The sequence below is a fragment of the Streptomyces sp. NPDC058620 genome, assembly GCF_042717135.1.
GTDB lineage: Bacteria > Actinomycetota > Actinomycetes > Streptomycetales > Streptomycetaceae > Streptomyces.
This window is the reverse complement of sequence record NZ_JBHXQO010000003.1, coordinates 307,959-325,849: the sequence shown is the minus strand read 5'-3', so window position 1 is coordinate 325,849 and position 17,891 is coordinate 307,959. Positions and strand designations below refer to the sequence as shown.

The 17,891-nt window shown below is 69.8% G+C and carries 17 protein-coding genes; 16 read left to right on the top strand and 1 reads right to left on the bottom strand.

What is annotated here, in order from left to right:
- The first annotated feature begins 187 nt into the window (after nucleotides 1-187).
- The 16 genes from ACFWSK_RS06260 (at nucleotide 188) to ACFWSK_RS06185 (ending at nucleotide 16,760) form a co-directional block, all read left to right on the top strand.
- A complete protein-coding gene (locus ACFWSK_RS06260; RefSeq protein WP_383782557.1) occupies nucleotides 188-1,678 on the top strand; it encodes a DUF6801 domain-containing protein in 1,491 nt (496 codons plus the stop codon).
- 71 nt (nucleotides 1,679-1,749) lie between these two features.
- Complete coding sequence (locus tag ACFWSK_RS06255) at nucleotides 1,750-2,703, top strand: hypothetical protein (protein ID WP_383782555.1); 954 nt, start codon at nucleotides 1,750-1,752, stop codon at nucleotides 2,701-2,703.
- Between the two features lie 709 nt (nucleotides 2,704-3,412).
- Nucleotides 3,413-4,396 carry an ABC transporter ATP-binding protein gene (locus ACFWSK_RS06250; RefSeq protein ID WP_383782553.1) on the top strand — a complete coding sequence of 328 codons (984 nt, stop codon included), beginning with the start codon at nucleotides 3,413-3,415 and terminating at the stop codon, nucleotides 4,394-4,396.
- Complete coding sequence (locus ACFWSK_RS06245) at nucleotides 4,393-5,238, top strand: MlaE family ABC transporter permease (RefSeq protein ID WP_383782551.1); 846 nt, start codon at nucleotides 4,393-4,395, stop codon at nucleotides 5,236-5,238. Before ACFWSK_RS06250 ends, ACFWSK_RS06245 begins: the two co-directional genes overlap by 4 nt.
- 3 nt (nucleotides 5,239-5,241) lie before the next feature.
- A complete protein-coding gene (locus ACFWSK_RS06240) occupies nucleotides 5,242-6,045 on the top strand; it encodes an MlaE family ABC transporter permease (RefSeq protein WP_383782549.1) in 804 nt (267 codons plus the stop codon).
- A complete protein-coding gene (locus tag ACFWSK_RS06235; RefSeq protein WP_383782547.1) occupies nucleotides 6,045-7,367 on the top strand; it encodes an MCE family protein in 1,323 nt (440 codons plus the stop codon). The genes ACFWSK_RS06240 and ACFWSK_RS06235 overlap by 1 nt, the downstream gene beginning before the upstream one ends.
- Nucleotides 7,364-8,395, top strand: a complete 1,032-nt coding sequence (locus tag ACFWSK_RS06230) for an MCE family protein (protein ID WP_383782545.1) — start codon at nucleotides 7,364-7,366, stop codon at nucleotides 8,393-8,395. The genes ACFWSK_RS06235 and ACFWSK_RS06230 overlap by 4 nt, the downstream gene beginning before the upstream one ends.
- Nucleotides 8,392-9,408, top strand: a complete 1,017-nt coding sequence (locus tag ACFWSK_RS06225) for an MCE family protein (protein ID WP_383782543.1) — start codon at nucleotides 8,392-8,394, stop codon at nucleotides 9,406-9,408. The genes ACFWSK_RS06230 and ACFWSK_RS06225 overlap by 4 nt, the downstream gene beginning before the upstream one ends.
- Before the next feature lies 1 nt (nucleotide 9,409).
- On the top strand, nucleotides 9,410-10,531 hold the full coding sequence (locus ACFWSK_RS06220) for an MCE family protein (protein WP_383782541.1): 1,122 nt from the start codon (nucleotides 9,410-9,412) through the stop codon (nucleotides 10,529-10,531).
- Nucleotides 10,528-11,682 carry an MCE family protein gene (locus ACFWSK_RS06215; protein WP_383782539.1) on the top strand — a complete coding sequence of 385 codons (1,155 nt, stop codon included), beginning with the start codon at nucleotides 10,528-10,530 and terminating at the stop codon, nucleotides 11,680-11,682. The genes ACFWSK_RS06220 and ACFWSK_RS06215 overlap by 4 nt, the downstream gene beginning before the upstream one ends.
- Nucleotides 11,679-12,932: an MCE family protein gene (locus ACFWSK_RS06210; RefSeq protein WP_383782537.1), complete on the top strand. Its 1,254-nt coding sequence runs from the start codon at nucleotides 11,679-11,681 to the stop codon at nucleotides 12,930-12,932. The genes ACFWSK_RS06215 and ACFWSK_RS06210 overlap by 4 nt, the downstream gene beginning before the upstream one ends.
- A complete protein-coding gene (locus ACFWSK_RS06205) occupies nucleotides 12,929-13,450 on the top strand; it encodes a hypothetical protein (RefSeq protein ID WP_383782535.1) in 522 nt (173 codons plus the stop codon). Before ACFWSK_RS06210 ends, ACFWSK_RS06205 begins: the two co-directional genes overlap by 4 nt.
- Complete coding sequence (locus ACFWSK_RS06200; RefSeq protein WP_383782533.1) at nucleotides 13,447-14,076, top strand: hypothetical protein; 630 nt, start codon at nucleotides 13,447-13,449, stop codon at nucleotides 14,074-14,076. Before ACFWSK_RS06205 ends, ACFWSK_RS06200 begins: the two co-directional genes overlap by 4 nt.
- Before the next feature lie 75 nt (nucleotides 14,077-14,151).
- Nucleotides 14,152-14,682 carry a nuclear transport factor 2 family protein gene (locus ACFWSK_RS06195; protein ID WP_383782531.1) on the top strand — a complete coding sequence of 177 codons (531 nt, stop codon included), beginning with the start codon at nucleotides 14,152-14,154 and terminating at the stop codon, nucleotides 14,680-14,682.
- 40 nt (nucleotides 14,683-14,722) lie between these two features.
- Nucleotides 14,723-15,484 carry a hypothetical protein gene (locus tag ACFWSK_RS06190; RefSeq protein ID WP_383782529.1) on the top strand — a complete coding sequence of 254 codons (762 nt, stop codon included), beginning with the start codon at nucleotides 14,723-14,725 and terminating at the stop codon, nucleotides 15,482-15,484.
- A 22-nt stretch (nucleotides 15,485-15,506) separates the two neighbouring features.
- On the top strand, nucleotides 15,507-16,760 hold the full coding sequence (locus ACFWSK_RS06185) for a lytic transglycosylase domain-containing protein (RefSeq protein ID WP_383782527.1): 1,254 nt from the start codon (nucleotides 15,507-15,509) through the stop codon (nucleotides 16,758-16,760).
- Here ACFWSK_RS06185 and ACFWSK_RS06180 read toward each other — a convergent pair.
- Nucleotides 16,749-17,810 carry an ATP-dependent DNA ligase gene (locus tag ACFWSK_RS06180; RefSeq protein WP_383782525.1) on the bottom strand — a complete coding sequence of 354 codons (1,062 nt, stop codon included), beginning with the start codon at nucleotides 17,808-17,810 and terminating at the stop codon, nucleotides 16,749-16,751. The two genes, ACFWSK_RS06185 and ACFWSK_RS06180, sit on opposite strands and share 12 nt — an antisense overlap.
- Nucleotides 17,811-17,891: the final 81 nt, after the last annotated feature.

The window sequence follows — 17,891 nt, the reverse complement described above, 5'->3', positions numbered from 1 at the left end:
TCGTCGTCCGAGCGGCGGAACTCCGTGCGCGACGTCGGCGGCCTGGCCGGGCCGACCCTCGTACACACCCCCTGATCCGGCCCGTTCGCCGATCTCGGGTGCTCAGCAAGCGCGGTGCGGGCCGGCCCACCGCGCGCTTCACGTCCGGTCCGTACGAAGGGGGACATCGTCAGTGAGGGGACGTCGTATGACAGGAGCCCGGCGGCATACGGCGCGGGGCGCCGCGTTGGCCACCGCGGTGCTGCTGGGCGGGATGATTCCCGGCGCGCAGGCAGCATCCGGTGTGCAGGAGATCGACGTGGAGCTGGCTTACACCTGTGACTTCCCGCAGGGCGAGCAGCCGGTGAAGGTCGGGATCACCGCGACGATTCCCGAGTCGGCGCTGCCCGGACAGGCGATACAGCCCGAGGACGTGGTCCTGGACGTGACGCTCCCCGAGGGTGCGCTCACGGGATCCGCCGACTCGGCGGCGGCGACCGTGAGCGCCGAGATGCGGCTCGCGGTCGACGTCGCGCAGAAGGGACAGGAGGCCCGGGCGGAGTGGATCGGCACGACTGCCGATGCCTCGCCGATTCCCTCCGAGGGAGAGTTGCCGCTGAGCACCTCGGGGGGCGTTCCCTACGTCAGACCCGGGGCGCCGGGGGACCTCTCGCTCACGGCGGCCGGCCTGACCGGAGTGCTCACGACCAGGACGGCCGATGGTGCCCCGACCGAGCCGGCGACCACTGACCTGGCCTGTGTCCTGGATGCCGACCAGGACCCTGCCCTGGCCACGGTGGATGTCGCGGGTGAGCCCGAATCGTCCGCACCCGCACCGTCCCCTTCGGCCGACTGGCCGGGGGAGGACGAGGAGAAGCCCGCAGCGGACGCGCCGGAGGTCGGCGCGAGGGCGGAGGAACCGAGGCCCGCCGACGCGCCGCCGTGTGTCGGAGACCCGGACGACCAGCTCAACATGGTCGCGTACGTGACCGGCTATGCGAACGTGGCGAAACTGAATGGCGCAAGCAGGTTTCCCCTGGCCTGCGGGCAGATCACGCAGGGCCCGTCCAGGCTGGACCTCACCGAACCGGGATTCATGCACGTGTACCAGGACTCGACCGTGGACCTCGACTACCAGGGCAAAACACAGCTGCCACCGTCCCAGGGCACGTTTCTGACCTTCGGATTCATGCCGACCACCGCGACGCTGGAGATGACACAGATCCCCACGGAAACGCGCGCCGACGGAACGAGGGCTCCGAACATCAAGTCGGACCTGGCCATCAATCTCGCTGACTTCTCGAGCCGGAACGTCACGGCCATCACGCTGGAACTCATGCTGAGACTGCGCGACGTGGAGGTCAACGGAGTTCCGCTGGACGTCGGTGACAACTGCCGTACGAGCAGACCCTTCACGCTCACTCTGAACGGCCTGGGGACGTTCACGCCCGCGGAAGGCAGCAAGGGATACACCCTGGCGACGGGTGGCGAACTGACGGGGTCGGTGACGCTTCCCCCTTTCAGCGGATGCGGTGTCGATGAGGACCTCGACAACCTCTTCACCGCTTCGTTGTCCGGAGTGCCCGGCTATGTCAAGCAGGTCCAGGGCGCTCCCTGCGCGGCCGCGCAGGGCTCCGGCTCCGGCACTCCCTGTACGACCGGCTACGAACCGGTGGACGTGCCCAAAGCGGCACGCTGACCCCCGCGGCCGTACCCACCATCGCACCGAGCACCACACCTCCCAAGAGCCGCTAACGAATTGAGGGACCGATGAGACCTGCCACGAAGACCTGGACCAAGGGCGCCTTCGCCGTCGCCGCATCCGCCGCGCTGGTCATGCCCCTGGCCGCGACCCCGGCCGGCGCCGCCACGGCCGCCGCCCAGCTCAACGGCGGCTGGGCGCCCTTCGACCGTTGTCCGGTGGACGCCCCCGCCATGCTCGCCGCGGACGGTGACACCAACGTCCCGCTGTGCGTGACCTCCGTGTCGCCCAACGGGTCGATCAAGCTCGGCAACACCACCGCGACGACCGGCTCCACCAACATGCAGTTCGGCGTCATCCAGCACCCGGCCGAGGGCACGTACACCGTCGTGCCGCCGGCCGCCGGCTCCCTCGTCAGCGGCGAGACCACGATCCCCGGCGGTCTGCTCGGGATCATGTGCCCCAGTAACATTCCGGTCGTCTCCGCCGTCTGCGGGCAGATAACCAACGCCACGCTGAACAAGGTGACCGCCACAGTGGTGTCGGCCGGGGCACCGACCGAGTTCAGCCTGGTCGCGGGGATCACCTCCGGGCCCATCGTCCGGCTGCCCGTCAGGATCCACCTGGAGAACCCGCTGCTCGGGTCCAACTGCTACATCGGGACCAACAGCGCTCCGGTCGTCCTGCGCCCCGGGAACGCGAGCGCTCCGACCCTGGGCGTCAACAGGTTCGACGGTGACGGCACGGCCAACCAGGACGAGGGGTCGATGATCGGGTTCGCCCTGACCGGGGCCGCCCAGGGCGACAGCACGTTCGCCGTGCCGAAGGCCACCGGATGCGGTCTGGCCGGCCTGCTCAGCTGGGCGATCGACCTCAAGGTCGGCCTGCCCGCCGCTTCCGGGTCGAACAAGCTCGTCCTCAACGACGCCAAGACCTACACGGCGGGTCTCACCGCTCCCGGTCTGGTGACGCCCAACGCGGGCAAGGTGCTCTCCGACAACTGGCACTCCGCGGTCAACTAGCCCCCGTTACGCAGCAGCGGCACCGCGCTCCTCTCCTTGTCACTTCGTGCGTGCCGTCACCACCGCGCTTCTGAGCCCGCCCCGACCGGATGCCCCCTGGTCGGGGCGGGCTTCGGCGTGCCGGGAGGGCCTTTCCGGGCCCCGCGACACCGCATATGAAGCCTCACTATTCGATAGGTTTCGCGCGCCGATTACTCATTCGACTACAAGAAAACAGGGTGGCGCAATCGCGTCCGAGAAAGTTCGTGAACCGCTATTGCGGAGGGAGGTTACTCACCCGTAGCGTCCCGCATGAGCAGCTCGGAAACCCATCCGTACCTGCTCGTTCGACGCACACGGAGTCCTGGTCGCGCCCCCCTGGCCGGGATTCCCCCGGGAGTTCCCGACGCGCCCGGGTCAGCCGGCCGGGGCGGAGGTCTCCCTCGCTTCGGGGTCTCGTGGCTCCGGCCCCCGGGCCGCGGAACCCCGGCCGCACACGGAGAGCTTGCGCAGTTTTCGACAAAGCCGTCGTACGGATTTGTCACTCGGTGACAAGTGATCCAGACCGAGCCCCGTGTACGCCGATTTCCGCTGTTCAACGGCTTGTCCTGACGGTTTCGGCGGACATAGCGTGCGCCGTCCGGTGCATGTGCGACGAGCCGCCATTGGATTTCTCAGAGCCGGAGCGCTGACAGATGACCACGTTCACCACCACTTCGAGGGAGGGCCGATGGGAATCGAAGTAGTCGTCGAGGGCCTGACGAAGTCCTTCGGCAAGCAGAACATCTGGCAGGACGTCAGCCTCACCCTCCCGGCAGGAGAGGTGAGCGTGATGCTCGGCCCCTCCGGAACCGGAAAGACCGTCTTCCTGAAGTCCATCATCGGTCTTCTGAAGCCGGAGCAGGGCCGCGTCCTCATCAATGGCGTCGATATGGTCAACAGTCCCGAGCGGGACATCATGGAGACCCGGAAGCTTTTCGGTCTCATGTTCCAGGACGGCGCGCTTTTCGGCTCGATGTCGCTCTTCGACAACATCGCCTTCCCCTTGCGTGAACACACCCGCAAGAAGGAATCCGAGATCCGGCGGATCGTCATGGAGCGGATCGACATCGTCGGACTGCTGGGCGCCGAGGGCAAACTGCCCGGCGAGATATCCGGCGGCATGCGCAAGCGCGCCGGCCTGGCCCGCGCGCTCGTCCTGGACCCGCAGATCATCCTCTGCGACGAACCGGACTCCGGACTCGACCCGGTCCGTACCGCCTATCTCTCCCAGCTGCTCATCGATCTCAACGCGCAGATCGACGCGACGATGCTCATCGTCACCCACAACCTCGACATCGCGGCCACCGTCCCGGACAACATGGGCATGCTGTTCTGCCGCAACCTCGTCACCTTCGGGCCGCGTGAGGTGCTCCTCACCAGTGACGTGCCGGTCGTCTCGCAGTTCCTCGCCGGACGCCGCGAGGGCCCCATCGGCATGTCGGAGGAGAAGGACGCCGCCACGCTCGCCGCCGAGCAGGTGAACGGGAGCGGATACGGTGCGGGGCCCCGCACCGTCGTCCCGCAGCTGGAGCCCTCGCCCGGCATGCCCGTACGGCAGGCCGCACTCCGCCGCCGCGAGCGGGTCATCTCCATGATGGGCCAGCTGCCGGAGGCCGCCCGCACGGCGATCCTGAACAGCTACACGCCGACCGTGGGCGGTGCGCGCCCATGACCGCTCCGCTGCCGGTGCGGCCGCCCGAGCCGCCCGCCGAGAACGTACCGAAGCCGCCCCGGCAGACACCTCCGTCGCGGCTGCTCGCCCCGCTGCGCGAGACCGGGAAGCTGTTCGCGCTGACGGCAGCCGTGACCCGCGCGATCTTCCGCAGGCCGTTCCAGATGCGGGAGTTCATCGAGCAGTTCTGGTTCATCGCCAGCGTCACGATCCTGCCCGCCGCCCTCGTCTCCATCCCCTTCGGCGCGGTCATCGCCCTCCAGGTCGGCTCGCTCACCGAGCAGCTCGGCGCGCAGTCCTTCACCGGCGGCGCCAGCGTCCTCGCGGTGATCCAGCAGGCCAGCCCGCTCATCGTGGCGCTGCTGATCGCCGGAGCCGGCGGATCGGCGATCTGCGCCGACCTCGGCTCGCGGAAGATCCGTGAGGAACTGGACGCGATGGAGGTCATGGGCGTCTCGCCCGTCCAGCGCCTCGTCGTCCCCCGCGTCCTCGCCACGATGCTCGTCGCCGTCCTGCTCAACGGCCTGGTCTCGGTCGTCGGCACCCTGGGCGGCTACTTCTTCAACGTGATCATGCAGGACGGCACACCGGGCGCGTACCTCGCCAGCTTCTCCGCGCTCGCGCAGCTGCCCGACCTGTACATCAGCGAGTTCAAGGCGCTGATCTTCGGCTTCATCGCCGGCATCGTCGCCGCCTACCGCGGACTCAACCCGCGCGGCGGACCCAAGGGCGTCGGGGACGCGGTCAACCAGTCCGTCGTCATCACCTTCATGCTCCTGTTCTTCGTGAACATGGTCCTCACGGCGATCTACCTCCAGATCGTCCCCGCGAAGGGGAGCTGACCGATGGCGATGCTCAGCTGGCTCGACAAGTCGGGCGACCACCTCACCTTCTACGTACGGGCGTTGGTCTGGATTCCGCGGACGCTGCGCCGCTATCTGAAGGAGGTCCAGCGGCTCCTGGCCGAAGTGGCCTTCGGCAGCGGCGGCCTCGGAGTCATCGGCGGCACCGTCGGCGTGATGATCGCGATGACGCTGTTCACGGGCACGGTCGTCGGCCTCCAGGGATACGCGGCCCTCAACCAGATCGGCACCTCCGCCTTCACCGGCTTCATCTCCGCGTACTTCAACACCCGCGAGATCGCCCCGCTGGTGGCCGGCCTCGCCCTCTCCGCGACGGTCGGCGCGGGGTTCACGGCCCAGCTCGGCGCGATGCGGATCAACGAGGAGGTCGACGCCCTCGAAGCGATGGGCGTGCGCTCCATGCCCTACCTCGTCACCACCCGGATCATCGCCGGTGTCGTGGCGATCATCCCGCTGTACGCGATCGGGCTGCTCTCCTCGTACGTCGCGTCCCGCTACATCACGATCCTCTTCAACGGCCAGTCCGCGGGCACGTACGACCACTACTTCAATCTCTTCCTCTCCCCGGACGACGTGCTGCTGTCGGTGCTCAAGGTGCTGATCTTCAGCGTCCTGGTGATCCTCGCCCACTGCTACTACGGCTTCCACGCCACGGGCGGGCCCGCCGGAGTGGGTGTGGCCGTGGGCCGGTCGGTGCGTAACGCGATCGTGCTGATCAGCGTCACCGACTTCTTCCTCTCGCTCGCCATCTGGGGCGCAACGACGACGGTGAAGGTGGCCGGCTGATGAGTGCCCAGAACATCCGGACGGTCCGCCGCAGACTCGCAGGAGTCACGTTCCTGCTCGTGCCCGTCGTGCTCGTGTGGGTGTCCGTCTCGGTGTACGAGAAGGACTTCACCGACAGCGCGACCGTGACCGTGCGCACCGGGTCCGTCGGCAACGAGATGCACGACAACGCCGACGTGAAGCTGCGCGGCGTCGTCATCGGCCACGTCCGCGACATCGCGGCCGACGGCGACGGGGCCAGGCTCACCCTGGACATCGAGCCCGGCAGGCTCGGGCAGATCCCCGACGACGTCTCCGCCCAGATGCTGCCGACCACGCTCTTCGGCGAACGGTTCGTGGCGCTCGTACCGCCGCCCATCCCGTCCAGCCGGGCGCTGCGGGCCGGAGCCGTCATTCCGCAGGACCGCTCCAGCAACGCCATCGAGCTGGAACAGGTGCTCGACAACGTCCTTCCGATGCTGACCGCCGTGAAGCCGGAGAAGCTCTCCGCCACCCTCAACGCCGTCTCCCAGGCACTTGAGGGGCGCGGCGACAAGCTGGGCGACACCCTCGTCACGCTCGACGCGCATCTGGCCGAGTTCAACCCCCAACTGCCCACGCTCAACGCCGACATCAAGGAACTCGTCAAGGTGAGCAGGGTGTACGGGGACGCCGCGCCCGACGTCCTGGACGCACTGACCGACTTCACCACCACCAGCTCCACCGTCGCCGAACAGCAGGCGGAACTGGCGGACCTGTACGGGTCCACGACCGCCTCGGCGCAGGACATCACCGCCTTCCTCCGGAAGAACAAGGACAACCTCATCCGGCTCTCCGCGGCCGGCCGGCCGACCCTGGAACTCCTCGCGCGGTACTCGGACGAATTCCCCTGCACGCTGCGGACCATCGCCGGATTCATCCCGGCCATGGACAAGGCGCTCGGCAAGGGCACCAGGCAACCGGGACTCCACGTCACGGTCAAGTCCGTCCCGTCCAAGGGGAAGTACGTGCCGGGCAGGGACACCCCGGTCTACGACGCGACCGGCGGACCGCACTGCTACTCGGTCCCGTACGTCGGCAAGAGCGTGCCGACCGCCGACGCCCGCAGGGCGCACGAGGTCGGCGAGGTCACCGGCGAGGCCCCGAGCAGGGGTGAGCCCCCGGCCACCGGTGAACCCCCGGCCCCCGAGACCGCCCTCGGTATGCCCAACTCCCCGCAGGAGTCCCGGCTCGTCAACGAGCTGGTCGCTCCCTCACTGAAAGTCCAGCCGCAGACCCTGCCCGACTGGAGCAGCGTGCTCATCGGTCCGGCCTTCCGCGGTGCGGAGGTGAAGCTCAAGTGAAGCGCCGCTCCCTCGCGGGACCGCTCGCGAAATCGATCGTCTTCGTCCTGGTGACCGTCATGGCCACCGCCGTGCTCGCCCTGTCCATCGCCAACACGGGCGTCGGGGACACCACCACGTACAAGGCCAGGTTCACGGACGCCACCGGACTGATCGTCGGTGACAGCGTCCGGATCGCCGGAGTCGAGGTGGGACAGGTCGAGTCCATCGAGGTGGCCGACAAGCGGCTCGCCGAGGTCGGCTTCGCCGTCCGCAAGGGGCGCGAGCTCCCCGCCTCCGTGACGGCCTCCATCAAGTACCTGAACATGGTCGGCCAGCGGTACGTGGACCTCGACCAGGGTGCCGGCCCGGTCGGCGAGAGCTTCGCGGCAGGATCGACCATTCCGCTCTCCCGCACGACTCCGGCGCTGGACCTCACCCAGCTCTTCAACGGCTTCCAGCCGCTGTTCGAGGGGCTTTCCCCGCCGGACGTCAACCAGCTCGCCGGTTCCATCGTCCAGGTGCTCCAGGGCGAGGGCGGCACCGTCGACAGCATCCTCCAGCACGTCGGCTCGCTCACCAGCACCGTCGCGGCCAAGGACAAGGTGATCGGTCAGGTCATCAAGAACCTCAACACGGTCCTGAAGACGGTCAACGACCGCGAGGCCGGCTTCAACGACCTCGTCGTCACCCTGGAGAAGCTCGTCACGGGCTTCGCGGGGGACCGCAAGCCCCTGGGCGAAGCGGTCACGGCGATGGGCGCGCTCACCACCGTCACCGCCGACCTGATCAACGACGGCCGCAAGCCGCTCAAGGACGACATCAAGCAACTCGGACGCCTCTCCGGCCAGTTGGTGAAGGGCACACCGCAGATCGAGAACTTCCTCCAGAAGACCCCGGCCAAGATGGAAGCGATCGGCCGCCTCACCTCGTACGGCTCGTGGCTCAACCTCTACCTCTGCGAAGCCAAGGTCGGCGGGGTCACGACAGAGGACGGCAGCGCGCCGCCCACCGGCATCGAGATCACCCAACCGAGGTGCCTGGCATGAGAATCAAGCCCGTACGGGAACGCAATCCCGTCGCCGTCGGCATCGTCGGACTCCTCGTCCTCGCTCTCGTCGGACTCGGCGCCTACCGCGCCGACTCGCTGCCCTTCGTCGGCGGCGGCACCACCTACAGCGCGGACTTCACCGAATCGGCCGGGCTCGCCGACGGCGACGAGGTACGGATCGCCGGGGTGAAGGTCGGCGAGGTCACCGGAGTCTCGCTCGACGGCGACAAGGTGAAGGTCGATTTCCAGGTGAAGGACGCCTGGATCGGCAACTCCTCCACCGTCGGCATCGCCATCAAGACCCTCCTGGGAGAGAAGTACCTCGCCGTGGACCCGCTGGGCGACGCCCCGCAGGACCCGGACTCCCGCATCACGGCGAGCCGCACGACCTCCCCGTACGACGTCACGCAGGCGTTCAACGGACTCGGCGAGACCATCGGCGAGATCGACACCGACCAGCTCGCCAAGAGCTTCGAGACGATCTCCGCGACCTTCAAGGACTCACCGCCCGATGTACGCAGCGCCGCCGACGGGCTCTCCGCACTGTCCCGGACGGTCTCAGAGCGCGATGCCCAGCTCGTCACGCTCCTCAAGGGCAGCAAGCAGCTCACCAAGACCCTCGCCGGCAAGAAGAGCAGCTTCGAGACCCTCCTGGAGGACGGCAACCTCCTCCTCGGCGAGATCCAGGCGCGCCGCGACTCCATCCATCTGCTGCTCACCGGAACCCGTGACCTGGGCACCCAGCTCACCGGAGTCGTCGAGGACAACAACAAGCAGCTGAAGCCCACCCTCGACTCGCTCGGCCGGGTCACGGCCGTCCTCGTGAAGAACCGCAAGAGCCTGGACAAGGTGCTGTCGCTGACCGGTTCGTACAACCGGCTAATCGGCAACACCCTCGGCAGCGGCCGGTGGTTCGACAACTACGTCTGCGGGGTCGTCCCCAAGAGCTACCTGCCGCCCCAGAACCCCGAGGTGCCCGGATGCATGCCTCCGAAGCAAGGCGGCCGCTGACATGAGACTCACGCGCATCGTCTCCATCGGCGCCGGACTCGCCGTCGTCGCCGTCGTGGCCACCACCGGGGTGATGGCCCTGGACGACGAGGGGAAGACGACCATCACCGCCTACTTCGACCAGGCCACCGGTGTGTACGCAGGATCGGATCTGCGCATCCTCGGCGTGAAGGTCGGCACCGTCGAGTCGGTCACACCGCGGGGCGAGGAGGTCAAGGTCACCCTGCGGCTCGACGAGGGCATCAAGGTCCCCCAGGGAGCGCACGCCGTCGTCGTCGCCCCGAGCCTCGTCGCCGACCGGTACGTCCAGCTCGCACCCGCGTACGACGGGGGAGCGCAGCTCGCCGACAACGCGGTGCTGCCCGCCGCGAACAACGCCACCCCCGTCGAGGTCGACCAGCTGTACGCGTCCATCACCGAGCTCTCCACGGCGCTCGGCCCCGACGGGGCGAACGCCGACGGAGCGCTCGCCGGACTGCTCGACACGGGGGCGAAGAACCTCGACGGCAACGGAAAGGCCATCGGGGACTCCATCGAAGAGTTCGGCAAGGCGACGAAGACCCTGGACAGGAGCAGCGGCGACCTCTTCGACACGCTCTCCTACCTGCAGACGTTCACCACCATGCTCAAGGACAACGACGGCAACGTGCGGGCCGCCGAGCAACAGCTCAACTCCGTCACCGGCTTCCTCGCCGACGACAAGAAGAACCTCAGCGCGGCGCTCAGGGAACTCGGTACCGCGCTCGGCCAGGTCAAGACCTTCATCCAGGAGAACCGCGGCTCACTGAAGAAGAACGTGGACGCCCTGGTGCCGCTCACCCAGACCCTGGTCGACCAGCGGGCCTCGCTCGCCGAAGCCATGGACACCCTGCCGCTGGCGGCCGGCAACGCCCTGAACGCCTACGACCCGGCCAACCGCACACTCAACGGCCGGACCAACCTCAACGAGCTCTCCATGGGCGGCCCCCTCGTCGACTCCGCCGCCGGTACGACGGGCCTCACCGGTCTCCGGCCGGTGGACCCCGACCGCCGCGACGAACTGCCCGTGCTGCCGCTCCCCGAGATCGGCACCGTCTACGGCACTCCCGGGAAGACCACGACGCAGAAGGGGGGGAACCGATGAGCCGCGCCCTCCGCAGACCCGGGCCCCGTACGACCGGCGTCGCCGCCCTGCTCGCAGCGGGGGTCGCGGTGGCCCTGGTGGTGACGGCCGTCGACGTACCGACGTTCACCGTCGACCAGGTGCCGCTGCCCGGCGGCGCCGACCTGGGCGACCATCCGTACGAGATCACCGCCGAGTTCGGGGACGTCCTCAGCCTCGCCCCGCAGTCCTCGGTGAAGGTCAACGACGTCGCGGTCGGGCGGGTCACCAAGATCTCCCTGACCCCCGGCAGCTGGACCGCCGAGGTCACCATGCGTGTCAACGGGAAGATCGAGCTGCCCGAGAACGCGTACGCCCACCTGGAACAGTCCAGCCTCCTCGGCGAGAAGTTCATCCAGCTCTCACCGCCGGCCACCGGGACCGCCCGGGGAACGCTGGCCGACGGCGGCCGGATACCGCTCAACCGCACCAACCGGAACCCGGAGGTCGAAGAGGTCTTCGGCGCGCTGTCGATGCTCCTCAACGGGGGCGGGATCAACCAGCTCAAGACCATCACCACCGAACTGAACAAGGCACTCGCCGGGCGGGAACCACAGATCCGCTCGATGCTCGGACGCGTCGACACCCTGGTCACCAACCTGGACGACCACAAGGAGGACATCACCGAGGCACTCGACGGTGTCAACCGCCTCGCGGCCACCCTCGCGACCCGCGAACAGGACGTCGGGACGGTCCTGACCGGACTCAGCCCCGGCATGAAGGTCCTGGAGAAACAGCGAGGTTCCCTCCTCACCATGCTGCGCTCGCTGGACACGCTCTCCACCGTCGCCGTCGACACGATCAACAAGAGCAAGGCCGACATGATCGCCGACCTCAAGGCCATCGCGCCCACCCTCCAGGCACTCGCCGACTCCGGCCAGGACCTGCCCGACTCCCTCCAGGTGCTGTTCACCTATCCGTTCACCGACGAGGTGCTGCGCGGGGTGAAGGGCGACTACCTCAACGTCTACCTCGACGTGACGGCGATGCCCGGCACACAGATCATCCCGGCGCTCACCCCGTCCGGCCCGTCCGCCGAGCCCGGGGCATCCGCGTCCGGCACCCGGTCCGGCGCGGCGCTCCCACTGCCCCTCCCGTCCGTCCCGGCGACCTCGCAGGGGAGCGCACGATGATCACTCCCGCCATCCGGCTGAAGAACATCGCCTTCCTGCTCATCGCCGTCATCGTGCTCGGCTACCTGGGCGTGCGGTACGCGGACCTCGGCCACTACATCGGAGTGCGCGGCTACTACACCGTCACGGTCCAACTCCCGCAGACGGGCGGCCTGTACACGCACTCCAACGTCACCTACCGAGGGGTGTCCGTGGGCCGCGTCGGGCCCATCGAGCTCACCGGCGACGGTGTCGAGGCGGAGCTGCGCATCGAGGACGACGCGCCGCCCATCCCGGACAGTCTGCGGGCCGTCGTCGCCAACCTCTCGGCCGTAGGTGAGCAGTACATCGACCTTCGGCCCACCCGCAAGGAGGGCCCGTTCCTCGGGAACGGCTCGGTCATCGACCAGGCCGACACCACCATCCCGGCGCCTCCCACCGACGTCCTCACCAGCGTCAACGACCTGGCGAGCTCCGTCGACCCGGAGAATCTGCGCACGGTCGTCGACGAGTTCGGCGCCGCGTTCAACGGACGTGGTGACGACCTCCAGGTCCTCCTGGACACCGGAGGCGAGTTCGTCCAGGCGGCGGACGACGCCCTGCCCGTCACGACGAAGCTGATGACCGACGGCGAAACCGTCCTGCGCACCCAGGCCGAGGAGGGCGAGGCACTCAAGGGCTTCGCCTCGGGCGCCAAGGAACTGGCCGCCGAACTCAAGGGCTCCGACTCCGACCTGCGCAAGCTGATCGCCGCCGCGCCCGACGCCGCCGGACAGATCAGTGGTCTGCTGCGCGATCTCGACCCGAGCTTCGGTGTGGTGGTCGCCAATCTCCTCACCACCTCCGAAGTGGCCGTCACACGCCAGCGCGGACTGGAGGAACTGCTCGTGAAGCTCCCCGCCGTCGCGGCGGCCGGGGCCAGCGCGGTCGACGACGAAGGCGCCAGGTTCGGCATGTCGGTCACCTTCTTCGAGCCGCTGCCCTGCACCGCCGGATACGGCGGCACGGCCTACCGCAACGGCCTCGACACCAAGCCCCCCGCCTCGGTCAACACCAGGGCCCGCTGCGCCTCGTCGCCCGGCACCGGCATCAACGTCCGGGGCAGTGCGAACGCCCCCAGGGGCGGACCCGTGCCCGAGCCGGTCAGGCCGGGCTCGCTCCCGGGAGACGCAACGGGCAGCCCGCTTCCCGGCGCACTCGGCGCGACCGCCGGAACCGGGCCCGGGGCCGAGGGCATGGCCGGCCTGCTGGGACTCGGAGGAGGCCGATGACCAGGCGTACGAAGAACCCCGCCGGCTGGGCCGCACTGCTCGCCGCCGTACTGATCTGCGCACTCGGCGGCTGGTCCTATGCCCAGGCCCGGGGCGACGACACGCTCGCGTACGCCAAGGCCCGCGATGCCGCCCTGGCCGACGGGAAGCGTCACCTCGCCCGGCTGAACAGTCTGGACGGAAGCGACCCCGGGAAGGTGAGGACGGGTCTGGCGGCCTGGCTCGACTCCTCCACCGGCCCGCTCCACGAGCAACTGAGGCGGTCCCGGAGCAAGGACGCGAGCGAGCTGACGAAATCCGGAACCACGGCCCGCGGAAAGGTCACCGACGCGGCGCTCACCGCGCTCGACGAGCGGACCGGTACGGCGGCGCTGATCGCGACCGTCGACGTGGAGGTCAGCCCGCGCACCGGTGAGGGCGGCACCCAGCGCAAACGTTTCGAGGCGAGCCTCGCCCGCACAGGGGACGGCTGGAAGGTCAAGGCGCTGACTGCGATCCCGGTCGGCGGCGGCGCATGAACGAGAGAGCGGGGACGGCGACAGTGGGCACCGGAGTGGACACGGAGGACATCGAAGCGGCCGGCGCGGTCGGGGCCGACGCGCCGGACGACGACAGGGAGGACACGAGCGGGGCACGCGGGAGCGGCCGCCGGTGGCCCCGGATCGCCGGCGTGGTCTCGGCGGTCGCACTGCTCGTCGCCGGTGGTCTGCTCTTCGCCGAGGGCCGGCAGCTGAGGGACACTCCCGCGACGTCCAACCGGGCGCTGACGGACACGGAAGCGACCACCGAGGTCGCGGGGGACGTCAGCAACGCGCTCGGCAAGGTCTTCTCGTACAGCCCGCAGGCCACCGCCGCCACGAAGGCATCGGCGAAGCAGGTCCTCGCGGGGAAGGCGCTCGAACAGTACGCGGCGCTGTTCGGCCAGGTCGAGAAGCAGGCGGCCGACCAGAAGCTGACGCTCACCAGCCAGGTCGTACGGGCGGGAGTGACCCGGCTGACGGAGCGCAGCGCCCGTCTCCTGGTCTTCCTCGACCAGGTCTACGAGCGTCAGGGGAAGGCGCCGACCACGGCCGCGGCCCAGCTCTCCGTCTCGGCCGAACTCCGTGACGGGCGCTGGTACATCGTCGGCATCACCTCCCGGTAGCGGGCCGCCGGCCCGCACAGGCGTATGGCACGCGACTCGGAACGGACCAGATCCGCAGGCAGGGGAGAGACAGCAATGGCACGGGTACGGACGACGCGCAATCCGCTGCTGGTGGCGGCGATCGTGCTGACGGTCGCGGCGGCAGGCGCGGCAGGCTGGGGCGGCTTGTCCCGGTACGACGCGGCCCACGACGACTCGGCTGCGTACGCGCAGGCCCGCGACGACGTGCTGGCCGCCGGCGAGCAGGCCGTGCAGAACATGAACACCCTCGATCACCAGAAGGTGGAGCAGGGCCTGGACAGCTGGGAGGACTCCACCACGGGTGATCTGCACCAGCAACTGGTCGAGGGCCGGGAGGCGTTCGTGAAGCAGATCGAGTCGGCGAAGACGGTCAGCTCGGCCACGGTCCTGTCCGGAGCGGTGACCGAACTCGACGACCGGTCCGGCAAGGCGGCGGTGATGGTGGCGCTGCGGGTCACCGTGACCGCACCGAAGGGCGAGCCCGCGGTGAAGGAGAGCAGGATGCTCGGGCAGCTCACCCGGACGTCCGGGGGGTGGAAGCTCAGCGCACTCGGCCAGGCGCCCGTCGGCAACACGGCCGGCTGACGCACCCGACTCCCGCCCCGCCTCCGAGAGGACCCCGGACATGTCGACGACACGGCACCTCGTCAACCGTCAGCGCCGCCTGGCCACCGCGGCCGCCGAACGCACCACCACTCCCGCCACACCCACCACGGCCACCACGCCGGAGCCGAGCCCCGGACCGCCCGGCGAGCCGGCCGGACCGCAGAGCACGGAGGACGCCGGGGCCGAAGCCGACGCGGAGGACCGGGCGCGGACCGGGACGCAGGACGAAGCACCGTCCGAGCCCCGGCCGAAGCGGCGCCCACCCGTGATCCGTGTCCCGCTGCCCGCCGTCCTGTGCGCCCTCACGGTGCTGCTCGGCACCTTCGCCGCCTGGTCGTTCACCTCGGCCGGCCAACTGCGCGACGACCCGTCCCGGCAGAACACCGCGCTCACCGACATCGCCCGCACCAGCGAGGTGAAGGGCCGGATCACCGAGGCGGTCGGCGCCGTCTTCTCGTACAACTACGCCTCGCCCGCCACCTCTCAGCAGGCCGCGAAGAAGTACCTGGTCGGCAAGGCCGTGGGCCAGCACGAGGAGATGCTCGCCGAGGTACGGGCGCAGGCGCCGAAGCAGAAGCTCGTCCTCACCACGACCGTCACGGAGAGCGGTGTGGAACTGCTCGACGGCGACCGCGCCCGGCTGCTGGTCTTCGCCGACCAGAGCAACACGCGTACGGGCAAGGCGGACGAGACCACGTACGCGGCAGCCATGTTCGCCGTGGACGCCGTCCGCCGCGGGGACAACTGGCGGATCTCCGCCATCGATACGTTCACACAGTGATCCGGGGGAGAGGAGAGCACGTATGAGGTTCAACGGCACAATGCGCCGCGGACTCACCGGCACGGCCACCGCCGTCGCCGCGATGGCCGCCCTCACCGCGTCCCAGGCACCGGGATTCGCCGGACAGCCACTGAACGCGAAGAAGGCTGCCGCGGCCCGGGACGACGTGGTCTGGACCCAGGTGCCCAACGACGACTCGTACCACACCGAGTTGCCACCGCTGAAGACGCCGGAGCCACCCGAGGGCGGCCCGAAGCCCGGACCCGTGGACGTCCGGGCGCGTGCCGGGGCGGGCATCCCGGCAACGGTCCTGGCCGCCTACCGCAAGGCGGAGGGCGCGCTCGGACGCAGCGACCCCGGCTGCAACCTGCCGTGGCACCTGCTGGCCGCGATCGGCAAGGTGGAATCCGGGCAGGCGCGCGGAGGCAGGGTCGACTCCGGCGGCACCACGCTCGGCCGCATCCTCGGCCCGGTACTCAACGGCGTGGGGTTCGCGAACATCAGCGACACCGACGACGGCGCCTATGACGGTGACGCGCGGTACGACCGCGCCGTGGGACCCATGCAGTTCATCCCCTCCACCTGGGCGCGCTGGGGGACGGACGGCAACCGCGACGGCCGCCGCGACCCCAACAACATCTACGACGCCGCGCTCGCGGCGGGGCACTACCTCTGCGCCGGGACGCGGAACCTGAACACGCAGGGCGATCTGGACCGGGCGGTCCTCAGCTACAACCACTCGGAGACGTATCTGCGCACGGTGCTGTCCTGGCTGGAGTACTACCGCCAGGGCACCCACCCGGTCGCCGACGGCAGGGGCGTCATCCCGCAGAGCCCCGGCGCGGGCGGCCCGAGCGAGCCCGGGGCCCCGGTCGGCGGCCCCGGCAGGCCGGACAAACCCGGAAGCGGAGGCCCCTCCCGTCCCGGGACGGGAGGCGGCGGGATCGTGGTCGGACCGCAGCCCACCACCCCGCCGCCCCTGCCCACTCATCCCGGCCCCACCCGGCCGCCGCGCCCGAGCCCCGACCCCACGGACCCGGGGCCCGGCCCCGACCCGACGGACACCGGCTCCCCGAGCCCCGACCCCTCGCCCACGGACCCCACCACGCCGCCGACCACACCGCCGACGTCCCCGGACCCGGGCACCAGCGCACCGGGCTGCCCCACGGACCCCCCGTCCCCCGATCCCTCCGACACCACACCCCCCGCCACCGGCACGGAGACGGGGACGGAGGCACCGGACCCCTGCGCGGCAACGGCCGCCTCAGCCGCCTGACAACACCTCGGACAGGTCGTACCGCACCACTTCCTCCAGCTGCGCGTACGTGCAGCCGGCGGGTGTGCGGTCCGGCCGCCACCGGCGGAACTGGGTCGTGTGCCGGAACCGGTCGCCCTCCATGTGGTCGTAGGCCACTTCGAGGACCCGCTCCGGACGCAGCGGCACCCACGACTGGTCCTTCTTTCCCGACCAGCGGCTCGGCGTGCCCGGCAGCCGCGCCCCCTCGTGCGCCGCGGCGTCCGCCCACGCGGCCCACGGATGGCCCTCGACGCCGCCGCGCAGCGGCTCCAGCTCCTCCGCGAGCTCCGCGCGCCGCCGCATCGAGAAGGCGGCGCACGCTCCGACGTGCTGGAGGACGCCCCCGGAGTCGTACAGGCCCAGCAGCAGCGAGCCGACGACCGGGCCGCTCTTGTGGACGCGGTACCCCGCCACCACACAGTCGGCGGTCCGCTCGTGCTTGATCTTGTACATCGCGCGGGTGTCGGGCCGGTAGGGCAGATCGAGCGGTTTCGCGACGACGCCGTCGAGGCCCGCCCCTTCGAAGTGCTCGAACCACTCCTGCGCGGTGGCCAGGTCCGTGGTGGCGGGAGCGAGATACACCGGCGCCGAGGCGCCGGTGAGCGCCGCCTCCAGCACCGCCCGCCGGTCCGTCAGGGGGGTGGAGAGCACTGAAGCGTCGTCCACGGCCAGGACGTCGAAGGCGACGAAGGCCGCCGGGGTCTGCTCGGCCAGCATCCGCACCCGCGAGTCGGCCGGGTGGATGCGCTCGCTGAGCCGGTCGAAATCAAGCCGCCCGTCGTGGATGACGACGATCTCCCCGTCGATCACACAGCGGGACGGCAGATTGTCCCGCAGCGCGACGACCAGCTCGGGGAAGTAGCGGGTGAGCGGCTTGCCGGTCCGGCTGCCGATCACCACCTCGTCGCCGTCCCGGTGCACGATCGCCCGGAAGCCGTCCCATTTGGCCTCGTAGTGCATTCCGGGCGGGATCGCGGACACGGACTTGGCGAGCATCGGTTTCACGGGCGGCATCACCGGAAGGTCCATGCGCCCGATTGTTACCCATACCTCCCGGAACGGCTCCCGATGTGCGGCATAGGTGAGCCCGGCCTACGGTGGCCGACATGG